15 protein-coding genes are annotated in these 12090 nt (G+C 42.4%); 13 read left to right on the forward strand and 2 right to left on the reverse strand.

All coding sequences use genetic code 11. The annotated features are described in order from the left end of the window. Genes FAY30_RS10680 through FAY30_RS10725 form a run of 10 tightly spaced genes read left to right on the forward strand, consistent with a single transcriptional unit; the run spans position 1 to position 7421 of the window. Positions 1-1467 carry an adenosylcobinamide amidohydrolase gene (locus FAY30_RS10680; RefSeq protein WP_149869865.1) on the forward strand — a complete coding sequence of 489 codons (1467 nt, stop codon included), beginning with the start codon at positions 1-3 and terminating at the stop codon, positions 1465-1467. After that, positions 1464-2429 carry an adenosylcobinamide-phosphate synthase CbiB gene (gene cbiB / locus FAY30_RS10685; protein ID WP_149869866.1) on the forward strand — a complete coding sequence of 322 codons (966 nt, stop codon included), beginning with the start codon at positions 1464-1466 and terminating at the stop codon, positions 2427-2429. The genes FAY30_RS10680 and cbiB overlap by 4 nt, the downstream gene beginning before the upstream one ends. Further along, complete coding sequence (locus tag FAY30_RS10690; protein ID WP_149869867.1) at positions 2404-3030, forward strand: bifunctional adenosylcobinamide kinase/adenosylcobinamide-phosphate guanylyltransferase; 627 nt, start codon at positions 2404-2406, stop codon at positions 3028-3030. The genes cbiB and FAY30_RS10690 overlap by 26 nt, the downstream gene beginning before the upstream one ends. Beyond that, positions 3027-3872 carry a cobyric acid synthase gene (locus FAY30_RS10695; RefSeq protein WP_149869868.1) on the forward strand — a complete coding sequence of 282 codons (846 nt, stop codon included), beginning with the start codon at positions 3027-3029 and terminating at the stop codon, positions 3870-3872. The genes FAY30_RS10690 and FAY30_RS10695 overlap by 4 nt, the downstream gene beginning before the upstream one ends. Then, entirely contained in the window at positions 3872-4663 is a 792-nt protein-coding gene (gene cobS, locus FAY30_RS10700) for an adenosylcobinamide-GDP ribazoletransferase (RefSeq protein ID WP_149869869.1), read from the forward strand. Before FAY30_RS10695 ends, cobS begins: the two co-directional genes overlap by 1 nt. Beyond that, positions 4621-5232: a histidine phosphatase family protein gene (locus FAY30_RS10705; protein WP_149869870.1), complete on the forward strand. Its 612-nt coding sequence runs from the start codon at positions 4621-4623 to the stop codon at positions 5230-5232. The genes cobS and FAY30_RS10705 overlap by 43 nt, the downstream gene beginning before the upstream one ends. Continuing rightward, the gene (locus tag FAY30_RS10710) at positions 5184-5618 is read left to right on the forward strand and encodes a bifunctional adenosylcobinamide kinase/adenosylcobinamide-phosphate guanylyltransferase (RefSeq protein WP_149869871.1); all 435 of its coding nucleotides are present in this window, start codon (positions 5184-5186) and stop codon (positions 5616-5618) included. The genes FAY30_RS10705 and FAY30_RS10710 overlap by 49 nt, the downstream gene beginning before the upstream one ends. A 13-nt stretch (positions 5619-5631) precedes the next feature. After that, on the forward strand, positions 5632-6216 hold the full coding sequence (locus tag FAY30_RS10715) for a cob(I)yrinic acid a,c-diamide adenosyltransferase (protein ID WP_149869872.1): 585 nt from the start codon (positions 5632-5634) through the stop codon (positions 6214-6216). Further along, on the forward strand, positions 6217-6711 hold the full coding sequence (locus FAY30_RS10720) for an ECF transporter S component (RefSeq protein WP_149869873.1): 495 nt from the start codon (positions 6217-6219) through the stop codon (positions 6709-6711). Beyond that, positions 6708-7421: an AIR synthase related protein gene (locus FAY30_RS10725; protein ID WP_149869874.1), complete on the forward strand. Its 714-nt coding sequence runs from the start codon at positions 6708-6710 to the stop codon at positions 7419-7421. Before FAY30_RS10720 ends, FAY30_RS10725 begins: the two co-directional genes overlap by 4 nt. A gap of 38 nt (positions 7422-7459) precedes the next feature. On the opposite strand, the gene FAY30_RS10730 is transcribed toward FAY30_RS10725, so the two are convergent. Next, complete coding sequence (locus tag FAY30_RS10730; RefSeq protein ID WP_149869875.1) at positions 7460-9562, reverse strand: transglycosylase domain-containing protein; 2103 nt, start codon at positions 9560-9562, stop codon at positions 7460-7462. A gap of 210 nt (positions 9563-9772) precedes the next feature. Here FAY30_RS10730 and FAY30_RS10735 point away from each other — a divergent pair, with 210 nt between their 5' ends. From FAY30_RS10735 to FAY30_RS10745, 3 genes are all read left to right on the forward strand, one after another. Beyond that, positions 9773-10039: a phage holin gene (locus tag FAY30_RS10735; protein WP_149869876.1), complete on the forward strand. Its 267-nt coding sequence runs from the start codon at positions 9773-9775 to the stop codon at positions 10037-10039. 118 nt (positions 10040-10157) lie between these two features. Then, positions 10158-11369: an MDR family MFS transporter gene (locus FAY30_RS10740; RefSeq protein ID WP_223820936.1), complete on the forward strand. Its 1212-nt coding sequence runs from the start codon at positions 10158-10160 to the stop codon at positions 11367-11369. Between the two features lie 147 nt (positions 11370-11516). Next, positions 11517-11732 (forward strand): hypothetical protein, encoded by a 216-nt coding sequence (locus tag FAY30_RS10745; protein ID WP_149869877.1) that lies wholly within the window; start codon positions 11517-11519, stop codon positions 11730-11732. 39 nt (positions 11733-11771) lie between these two features. On the opposite strand, the gene FAY30_RS10750 is transcribed toward FAY30_RS10745, so the two are convergent. After that, entirely contained in the window at positions 11772-12008 is a 237-nt protein-coding gene (locus FAY30_RS10750) for a YczF family membrane protein (RefSeq protein WP_149869878.1), read from the reverse strand. Positions 12009-12090: the final 82 nt, after the last annotated feature.

Here is a 12090-nt window from a genome sequence, read left to right on the forward strand (position 1 = left end):
ATGCTCAGTGTTCAGCACGTTTCAGGTGGATATGGAGATGAGTCTGTATTAAAAGACATTACGTTTGATGTAAATCAAGGGGAGTTGTTCGGGGTATTAGGGCCAAATGGCAGCGGAAAAACAACTCTGTTAAAAATGATTAGCGGGATCTTGCCGATTAAACAGGGTGAGATTTATATTAGTGGAAAAAAGCTGCAGGAATATGGCATTAAGCAGCTTGCGCAAATGGTGGCGGTTCTTTCCCAGCACTCTTCCCAAAGCTTCTCCTATACAGTTAAAGAAACCGTATCACTTGGGAGATATGCGCATCAAAAGGGCTGGTTTCAAACCTGGTCGGAGGAGGATGAAGCGGTAGTCCAAAGGGTTATGGACCAGACCGGCATTTCCTCCTTTCAACATAAAAATATACAGGCGTTATCAGGCGGTGAAAAGCAAAGGGTATTCCTTGCCCAGGCACTTGCCCAAGAACCGGAAATCCTGCTGTTGGATGAACCGACAAATCACTTAGACTTATCGTATCAAAAAGAATTGTTAGACCTTTTAAAGCGATGGACGATGGACAAAGGGTTAACGGTAATCTCGATTTTCCACGATTTAAATCTTGCTGGATTATACTGCGACCGTTTGCTCCTGCTCGAAAAGGGGACCATCAATATCAATCATATTCCTAACGAAGTTCTGAAAGAGGACCGAATCAGGGACGTGTATCATACAAAAATTCAAAAGCATCCCCATCCAAAGGTGGCTGCGCCGCAAATGGTGTTACTGCCCGATGTAAAACAGGAAATGGAGCATCTTGAAATCACAGAAGCAATGGTAAGCGTTTCAAATGAGTTTATCGAGCTTGAATCTCCCGTACCTTTAAGAACCATGTCTTCGGGCGTGGTTGGCTCAGGGACGGGCTGGCACCAAACATTTGTCAATCGGCATGTGAGTAAGGACTATAATTGTGATGATCACCGGGCGGAGATGGCTGACTTTTTAACAGCAAACGGATTTGAACCGTCGGCAACGGTTGGCATGATGACAGCGGTGTTCCTTGAGGATGTGTGTTACCAGCGATTCGAACAGGAGGATTTCTCGATCTTTGTGGTCGTTACCGCCGGGGTGGGGAACGCAATTGATGCGTCGAAAAGTGAGCAGCATGACTATCTAATGGCCCCGGGAACGATTAATACGTGGATTTTCGTTAACGGAGAATTAACAGAGGAAGCCTTTATTCAAAGCATTATGACCGCAACGGAAGCAAAAGTAAAGGTAATGCATGATCTGGAGGTACTTGATAAAGTTACTGGGACCATTGCTACCGGAACTTCAACTGATAGTATTTTAATTGCAGCCACACAAACAGGTAAGGTGTTGGAATATGCCGGGACGATTTCCTCATTAGGAAAGGTAATCAGTAAAGCTGTGTATCAGTGTACGGCTGAGGCCATTCACAAATCGAGAAAAAGGAAACGAACATGATTGTCTATCACTTAGTAGCCATTACGATCGCTTATTTCATTGATTTGGTTGTTGGAGATCCTCCTGATTGGCCGCATCCGGTTAGATGGATAGGAATGATGATCTCCTCTTTGGAAAAGCGTTGGAATCACGGAAAGTCTAAACGATGGAAGGGCGTTTTGATGCTCCTATTTGTCTTACTGTTCGTTTTTTCTATTGTGACGATTGTAGTTTTAATAGGATACAAGATTCACCCACTTGTAGGGGTTGGTGTGGAAAGTATAGTTATAGCGACAACCATCGCACAAAAAAGTTTAAAGGAAGCAGCACTTGAAGTCTATCAACCGTTAAAATCTGGGGACATAGTGGAAGCCAGAACGAAACTATCCTATATCGTCGGCCGTGATACGGATCAGCTGGATGAAAGTGAAATCGCAAGGGGAACGATTGAAACGGTAGCAGAAAATACGAGTGACGGCGTGACAGCCCCTTTGTTTTGGGCCCTTATTGGCGGTGCACCGTTAGCGATTGTTTACCGTGCCACGAATACATGTGACTCGATGGTAGGGCATATGAATGAAAGATATCAAGCGTTTGGCTGGGCATCCGCGAAATGGGATGATGTGATGAATTGGATTCCAAGCCGACTGACAGGTATCATCATGCTGCTTGGAAAACGTCCGGAAAGAACAGACCACAAACAAGCATGGACGATTTTGTTCCGGGATGCGAAAAAGCACCCCAGTCCAAACAGCGGCTGGGGTGAAGCAGCGGTTGCCGCTCTACTAGGCATTCAACTCGGCGGCAGAAACTATTACAAAGGGATGGTCTCTAACCGGGGAAAAATGGGAGATCCGCTTGGTCCTATTCAGTCAGACCACATCTTAAAGACCAACGCTATTTTAGCGAGAACAGTTTTCTTATTTTTACTATTATTATGGCTTGGAGGGATGCTCGTTGAATGGGCCATATCACGATTCTAAAACTGTAAATGGCGACGTGGGGAGAATGGGAGCATCAACCTTCATTTTTATTACCGGGGGTGTACGAAGCGGAAAAAGCAGTCACGCTGAATGTCTGGCAATCGATATGGCTCGGAAAACAGGAGGGCAGCCCAACTATATAGCCACCGGTGTTCCGTCTGATCCGGAAATGCAGCACCGGGTTGCGATGCACCAGAGAAGCAGGGATTCCGGGGTATTTCGCTGGAAAACTATTGAAAAGCCTATTCAAATTGGAGCACTTGCCAATTCCATTTCTGACAAGGATATTGTTTTACTAGATTGTGTTACAACACTATTGAATAATGAACTTTTTTCTTCTGAACAAACGTGGAACGAGTCCTATTTAAAAACGATTAAACAAGATATTTTGACAGGGATTATGTCGATAAAAAGTCGTGCCGGCGCAATGATTGTCGTCAGTAATGAGGTATTAAACGAGCTCCCGATTGCTTCAGAACTTGTCTTTTCATATAGCCGCTTGCTGGGAAAGATCCATCAGGATTTAGTGAAGGAAGCAGACAAGGCAATTTTAGTGGAAGCCGGGATTCCACTCGTAATGAAGGAGGTTGTGGCACGATGAAAGGAATCATGATACAAGGTACGGCTTCGGATGTGGGCAAAAGTTTAGTCGTTACGGCATTGTGCCGGATTCTTGCAAATGAGGGAGTGAAGGTCGCCCCGTTCAAATCACAAAATATGTCGAATTATTCGCATATCATGATTGATGGAATGGAGATGAGCCGGGCTCAAAGAATTCAAGCAGAAGCTGCTCGAATATGCCCGACAGTTTGGATGAATCCGATTTTATTAAAACCAAGGTCTGATCAAACTTCAGAGGTGGTTTTTCTAGGTAAAGTAATTGAAACCTTTTCCGGCAGGGAGTATCGCGAACAATTTTATGAAAAAGGGATCGAAATAATTAAGGAATCCCTCAATCAATTAGAAAGTGAATATGAAATGGTGGTAATTGAAGGGGCTGGCAGTCCAGTTGAACTTAATTTAAGCGATCGCGAAATAGTCAATATGAAGGTTGCTGAACTGGCGGATGTCCCGGTGGTACTTGTAGCAGATATCGACCGAGGTGGAGTGTTTGCCAGTATTATTGGCACACTTGAACTGTTAAAACCTGACGAGAGGCAAAGAGTTCGAGGTATCATCATAAATAAATTTCGTGGAGATCTTACGTTATTTGCGGAAGGAATTACACTGCTAGAAGAAAAAACAGGCATTCCTGTATTAGGTGTTTTGCCTTTTATCGAAAACCATATGATAGAAGTCGAGGATTCGCTATCGAGTGAAATAGAAATGACAGTTGAAGTAGGTGGCTCGGATGAAAAATATGAAAAACTTGCGGCTGAAATGAAACGCCACCTTAACTGGGATCAGATGAAAGAAATCATCCATCAATGTGGGAATAGATAATGATTACATTCTTTAAAGGATTCTTGATCAACTGTCAATTTTTTACGGCAGTGCCCATTCCCATAGAACTCCCGATGGACCGGGACCATCTAAGGAAGGCTGTGCAAACTTTTCCACTATTAGGTTTATTTCAGGGAATCATCTATGCATGTCTATTTTATGCTTTTCATGAATGGACTCCTTTTTCCCATTTAGCAGTTACGTTTATCCTTTGGCTGGCGATGATACTTCTGACGGGGGGCATTCATTTAGATGGCTGGATGGATGCGAGTGACGCTTATTTTTCCTATCAGAATCCGGAAAAAAGATTAGAAATCATGAAGGATCCTAGAACGGGTGCATTTGGCGTCCTATCACTCGTCATTTTATTAAGCAGCCGGTTTTTATTTATTTATGAAAGTACTTTGAATGTTGAATATGTCACGTACATCTTAATCATGGGTATCCCCTTTTTAAGCAGGAGTGTCATGGGTGTCCTGCTTTTAACGGTAAGGTCAGCAAAAAATGAAGGATTGGGCTCATTATTTCAAAGTGCGGCAAAGCCAAAAAGTTTATCGATCTACCTGCTCTACATGTTTATTTTTCTCCTGGTCATACTGTTAGTGGAAAAAAGCAGTTATCTTTTTGCAGTATTAATTGCAGTTGCGGTGGCTTGTGTGTTCATGTTCCGCTGGAAAGCTGTGAAATGGTTTGGCGGGATTACCGGGGATGTAGTCGGAGCTTCTATTGAAGGGACGGAGGTAATTCTATGGATGACCGTGTGGTTATTGCATTATTTCGTCATGGTGTAACAGAAGAAAATAAGCGGAAAGCCTATTTAGGCTGGAATGATTCGCAACTATTGGCTGAAACTAGAAATCAGTCGCCGTTAAAAAGCTATGAGTCCTATTTTAGCAGTGATTTGCAAAGATGCCTTTCTACATTAAACCTATTTTTTCCTAATCAAAAGCCGATCATATTGGAAAATTTTCGCGAAATGAATTTCGGTGACTGGGAAGGGCTGACATATGAGGAATTGAAAGATAACGAGCATTATCGTCAATGGATTTCCGATCCGGTGAATGTCTTTCCGCCAAAGGGTGAAGCGTTTCACGAGTTTACTAACAGGGTTCAGAATGGCTGGAATACGATGATTCACACGGTTCTTACTCAGCAGCTAAAAAACTGTGCTGTCATTACTCACGGTGGTGTCATCAGATACCTTTTATCCAAATATGCACCGGAAGAGAAGGAATTTTGGAGCTTTCAGGTCCGGCATGACCAGGGGTTTGAGCTTATTTTTACAAAAGAGGCCTTAAAGGGGGGAAGACGATGCACTTCATTACTGGAGGTGCCTTTAATGGCAAACGATCATGGGTAAGCAAGAATTATGGTGTGAAAATAGAAGGACAATGGTTATCTGCGTATAATGGCATTCGGCTTCCAGTCAATTTATCGGATGTCAATCATGATGTGATTGTTTTAGAGGGAATCGAGTTATGGGTGAAAGAGTTAACGAAGCAATATGATTCCGGCCGCTGCCGGGAAATTTGGAACAGATATCTAGCTGATTGGCTTTCTTGGGAACAGGAAAAGGCTGAACGAAAAGTAATTGTGATTGGGACCGATATAACCAAAGGAATTGTTCCAATGGAAGAAGAAAATCGCGTATGGCGCGATGTAACGGGATGGGCCTATCAGGATCTTGCAGCGATATCAGCCAAAGTCGATGTAATCTGGTATAGATTAAACCAAACGATTAAATAAGGGGGAAATAATCATGAGAATTTATACAAGAACAGGCGACAAAGGGAAAACAAGTATTATTGGCGGCAGGGTAGATAAAGATGATACAAGGGTGGAAGCATACGGAACGGTTGATGAAGTAAACTGCTTTGTCGGGCAGGCCATTCAGGAACTCGATCAAGAAATTTTCAAAGATGTATTGAATGATCTTGAAAAAATACAACACGAATTATTCGACTGTGGCGGTGATCTTGCAAATGTGACGGAAAAGCGCGAGACAAAGCTTCATCAAGAATCAATTGATTACTTAGAACAAAAAATTGATGAATATATTGCAGAGGCACCGGAACTGGAACGATTTATTTTACCTGGCGGGACGAAGCCTTCAGCCTCCATTCATATTGCAAGGACGGTTACTCGGAGAGCGGAACGATTAGTGGTAAAACTGATGAAAGCAGATCCGAAAACACCTGAATTATCATTAATGTACTTAAACCGCCTTTCTGATTATTTCTTCGCTTTAGCCAGGGTCATAAATTGCCGGCTGCAAGTTCGAGATGTGGAATACGTACGTAGTGCAAAAGTATTCAGGGATGGGAAGCGCAAGGGGGACCGGTAGATGAAACGTAAACTGGTAAGCTGGCTGGCCATGTTTACGGCATTATCCGCTGTAGGGGCAGCGATAAAAATTCCTGCGATTGTTGGCAGTGTCGCATTGGATATTTTCCCGGCCCTTTTAGCAGCGGCCCTGCTTGGCGGGGGTGCTGGAGCCATCGTTGCTGCCTTTGGTCACTTATTATCTGCCCTTGCAGGTGGTTTTCCATTAGGTCCGATGCACTTTTTAATCGCAGGAGAAATGGCTGTGCTGGTCTGGTTGTTTGGTATGCTTTATCGAAAGAGCCATAAGATTTCGGCTATTGTGCTCTTTATCTTGGGAAATGCCATTGTTGCGCCGCTTCCGTTTATTTTATTAATGAATATCGGTTTTTATTTGGCCATCGTTCCATCCTTGCTTGTCGGTTCAATCATAAATACAGGATTCGCAATTATCGTGATCCCGCGTCTTTCCTCCCTGTTCTTGGTTCAAGGTGTGAAGCATGAGGCAAAATTATGAGAGATATCATAACTGTCCCGCTTGCTGAGGATGCGCTAATTATTGCTTGTGATAATAGTGGTGCCATTGGCATGAAGGAACAGGATCTTGTTCATGTTCCATACGAAACGGTTGCCTATTATTCTTTTCGAGTTGCGGTAATGGAATGTATTGCAGCAGGGGGACAGCCGATTTCTGTTGTGCTTCAAAACTTTTGCGGAAATGAACCTTGGAAAGAGCTGGTTAGGGGCATCGAAAAAGGCGTAAATGAACTAGGATTACAGGATGTTTTCATTACAGGGAGCACGGAAAGTAATTTTTCCATGCTGCAATCGGCAGTTGGCTTGCTTGTTGTTGGCCGCAAGGTTCTGGATAAAAAAACAGAGCTGTTGTTTTCAGATCATCTGAAACTGGCGATTATTGGCTTACCTTTGGTGGGAAATGAAGTGATTGCCCAGCATGATCAAATTGTGCCACTTTGCGTATTTCAGAAGATAAACAATCTGAAAGATGTGATGGTTTGGCCGGTTGGTTCGAAAGGGATCTTATCCGAGTTGAATCAAATATTTGTTAATAAAAGGTTTGCAGCGGATAGGATCAGCAGCGATGTTGATCTGCTAAAGTCATCTGGTCCGGCAACATGCGGTATTGTTGTTTTTTCGGAGGATCAGGATGAAAATATCAGGAGCATAGCAGGGCGATTTTTCCATTCTATAGAATTAGTCTTTTAGACGGCACAAAAAAAGAAAAAGCACGCCGATAAGGCGTGCTATTCACTTATGCTTTTTACTTTCTCCACCAATTTGTCTATTCCTTTGCCAATTGTGTATAACGCTTTGTCCAAGCCCTCTTTCCATTCCGGGGCTTTTTCTTTTATCGCGGACCCAATTTTTTTGGCATTTTCATTTAATTCCTTGCTAATTTCCTTCGCCTGCTCATCAATGCTTGTCTTTGTTGCGGCCTCTCCGGCAAGCTGGGCATTGATGGAAGTCACATGAAAGCTTTCATCCGGTAGGTATGGCAATGACTCCTTCATTATTTCTTTAAAAATCGGTACCACATTAGATGAGCTCGAGCTTGGCAGATAATGTTCACGGTCTGTTTGGTCATAACCGATCCAGATGGCCCCGACAATGTTCCGTGTATATCCGACCATCCACTGATCCTTCGTACCGCTGACATCACCGAATGGGAGCTGAGTTGATCCTGTTTTTCCGGCGATTTCTACACCAGGGATATGGGCACGCTTGCCTGTCCCGGTTTCCATCACATTCAACAACATGGAGGTCATCTCGTCAGCAACCTTTTTAGATGTTACCTTTGTTGTTTTTACCTCCCGTTCAGCGATAATGTTCCCTGTTGGCCCGACGATTTTCGTAATTAAGTGGCTATCCTGCCGCTTGCCGCCATTTGGAAAAGCGGTAAACGCATTTGCCATTTGCAGCGGTGAAACCCCTTTACTCATGCCGCCAAGGGCGATGGCCAGATTTTCGTCTTCCTTTTCCAGAGGAATGCCAAAACGTTGTAACGCATCCAAGCCTTTATTTAAGCCAATTTCATTTAAGAGCCATACAGCGGGAACATTTAACGATTCTTCCAGGGCTTTGTACAGTTGTACCTTTCCTTGAAACGTCTTCGAGAAATTTTCCGGTTTGTAATTTCCGAAGGTTGTTGGTTCATCGACAAGTTCTGACGAATAGTTATAGCCATTTTCCAGTGCAGGTGTATAGACAGCCAGCGGCTTGATCGTTGAGCCAGGCTGGACCCGTAACTGTGTCGCCCTGTTAAAGCCACGGAACACATGCTCACCTCTGCCGCCAACAAGAGCTCTGACACCGCCTGAGGCCGGATCCATCAGGACAGACCCGCTTTGAACGAGGGTATTTCCCTTTCCTCTTGGGAACAAAGAGTTTTTACTATATACTTTTTCAAGTCCGGCCTGCAGGTTTTGATCCATTTCCGTATAGATACGGTATCCTCTTGTTAAGATCTCTTCCTGGGTGACTCCATATTTTGAAATCGCCTCATTTAAAACCGCATCCACATAATAGGGATATTTTCGCTCGACAAAGCTGCCGCCGCCATCGTTTAGTGAAATCTTTTCTTTCTTTGCGGTTTCGACCTCTTGGGCAGAAATGAATCCAAGCTCCTTCATTTTTCCTAAGACAACATTTCGTCGTTTTATCGCTAAATCATAGTTTTTGTAAGGATCCAGATAGTTTGGCGCATGGAGGAGTCCCGCAAGCATGGCTGCCTCACTTACACTTATATCCTTGACATCTTTATTAAAATATTTCTTCGAGGCATTGGCGATTCCCCAAGCACCGCTGCCAAAGTATACCTGGTTGATATACATTTGCAGAATTTCCTCTTTTGTATAAACCTTTTCAATTTTAACAGCTAAAAATAATTCCTCGGCTTTTCGTTTATAGGTGCGCTCTGGTGAAAGCAGGGCATTTTTTGTCAGCTGCTGTGTTAACGTACTGCCTCCGCCCGTGATTCTTCCGGCAAACAAGTTACTGAAAAAGGCCCGGGCAATACCCTTCACATCAAAACCGCTATGCTCATAAAAACGTTCGTCTTCAATCGCGACAACGGCATTCGGAACATATTTAGGCAATTCCGCTACTTTTACTCCTTTCGTCCGATTGGTAGCAACATTGCTCGCCACCTTGCCGCCTTTATCATAAATGACCGTCGGCTGGCTTAGGCCTTCTTTCAAGGATTCCACATTTGCCCTTGTTGCCAGCCAGCCAAAATAAAGGATGGTCCCTAATAGTACGACAAGTAGGATTAATAAAATAATTTGAGTCAAGTGTTTCTTTTTCCAAAAACGAATAATCATATCTCGAAATGGATGTAATTTCTCCATAGTATCTCCTTACTTTCAAAAGGAATTTTTGCTTAACCTATTATAAATTTTCTTGCAAAAAAAACCAACAAATGTGTATTAGCCTGATGACGGAAGGACTCAAAAATAATGGAAAAAAAGGTAAAACTGTGATAATCGTGGACAACCATTTCCTTGGCCAAGCATATGTTAATAGAAAGAAAATTTAGCATACAGGAAAGGGATGGGAGAATGATTAACTGGAAAGTTCGGTTTAGAAATCGAAACTGGGTCATCGCGTTTGTATCACAGCTTCTCATTGTAGCACAAATGGTGTTAGCAGGTTTAAATACAATGGGTTTAGTTGACTTTCAACTAACAGATGCAATCCAAAGCTCGATTTTAACGTTTGTGAATGCCGTGTTTGTTTTATTGTCCATGTTAGGAATTGTACAGGATCCAACAACAAAAGGCTATGGAGACAGTGTAAGGGCCCTAAAATATAAGGATCCGAATTAAACAGAAGGTCAGGTTCAATTGGAGCCTGACTTTTTCAATTGTGTAGAAAATTTCTTTACTTTAGATACATAAATTGGTTAACTAGGTAAATAGACTATAACTTCCGAGGGTATTTCATATGAATAAAATGAAAAATTATATTGGTCAATTTCATCCGATTGTATGGGTGTTATTAATTGGTACTGTATTAACAAGATGCTCCGCCTTTATGACGCTGCCATTCCTATCAATCTATTTATCGCGGCATATGGACATTTCTCCGATTATCATTGGCTTAACCGTTGGGATGAGCCCATTAATGGCAACTGCAGGGGGTTTCATTGGCGGCCATTTATCAGACCGCTACGGACGAAAGCCGGTGATGCTAATCTCACTATTTATGTTGGCCTTGGTCTATTACGGGTTTACCATTGCAACAGGGCAAGGCTGGTTTATCCTCTTCAATGCACTTAACGGGCTTTGTACATCATTCTTTGAGCCGACCTCCCAAGCCTTAATGGCAGATGTGAGCAGTAAGGAAAAGCGGATGAAGATTTATTCATTACGCTATACGGCCATGAATATCGGGGCATCCGTTGGTCCATTGATTGGTGCCTATTTGGCCAATACCTCTGCAAAACTATCATTTGGCATAACGGGTACGACGTATTTACTCTATGGGATTGTGTTGGTTTACTTTATGAATAAATTGATTATTCAACCTGAACAGCAACAAAGCAAAAAGAATGTATCGTTTGGTGATGCATTTCGGATTGTTAAAACGGATAAGGCGTTACGGTATTTAATTATTGGGATTATTTTGGTCAATATGGGGTATGTGCAAATTGATTCCAATTTACCGCAAATTTTAGAGGGATCGCTTGAAAACGGTGTAGTCATATTTTCCATGCTCATTACCATTAATGCCTTAATGGTTGTTTTTCTGCAAATGCCCATAAGCTATGTGGCGGAAAAATTCAGAGTAATGCAGGTCATGGTGGTTGGTGCCATGTTTATGGCTGCCGGATTAATCGGCTTTAGCTTTGTTGACGGCTGGGTTACGGCTGTTCTTGCCATGGTATTATTGACATTTGGTGAAATTTTGATCTTCCCGTCAAACAGTATGATGATTGATACACTTGCACCGGAGCATCTGCGCGGCACCTATTTTGGCGCAGCTCAATTCCGCAAAATTGGAAACTTTCTTGGACCGATTTTTGGCGGATTTCTACTCAGTCATTACCACGGTCAAATCATGTTCTTGGTGGTTTCGATTATCACCCTAGGAAGCATCATCTTCTTTACAGCCGGGAATAAATCAAGAGTAACAACCGCCGGAAAGGCTGTTTAGCTATACAACATTCAGATTTAACCAATTTTTACCCACATATTGGTAATTTATTGCTATAATAGAATGGAAGAACTGAAGATTGATCGTAATTCTTTACTGATTTATCATGCAGGATAAATCGTATCCTTTTGCAAAGGAGTTCTCGACATGTCGCATTGGATTACCATGACTGTCCTTTCTTTCGCCATCCTGATGGTGTTAGAGGAAGGAACCTATTATGGCTGGAATCGCATTGTATACGGTCCGAACATTGAAGCAAGAAGAAAGTGGAAGAATAGAGGAATGACGATGATTAGGTTCTTTAAGCGAAAACAAGTGATCGAAGTGGATCAAAGCAATGAAGAAAAGAGCTCGCATTTTTAACTAAATGCCGAGCTCTTTTTCATTTTGCTCCCACTACATTTAATTCGCTGGCGGATTACTTTGTTGTTTTTTCTTAATATAAGAAAACATGGATTTCAGAAGAAAAATGGTAATAAAAAATATCACAATCACATATTCTGCCGGTTCCATGACCCGAAAAGGATTGATCGTTTTCCAGAAAATACCTTTAGCAGTAATGCCCATCAGTAAGTCTAAAAAAATCATTAGCGATAACATCCCGACTGCCAATAAAAGAGCGACAAAAAATTGTTTCAATCGATTCACCTACATTCCAGATTATACTTATGTTTGCATCCGTAGAATTCCCTATGCAGAAAGATTCATGGTAAAAATGGAT

The sequence above is a fragment of the Bacillus sp. S3 genome (assembly GCF_005154805.1).
Taxonomy (GTDB): Bacteria; Bacillota; Bacilli; order Bacillales; family Cytobacillaceae; genus Neobacillus.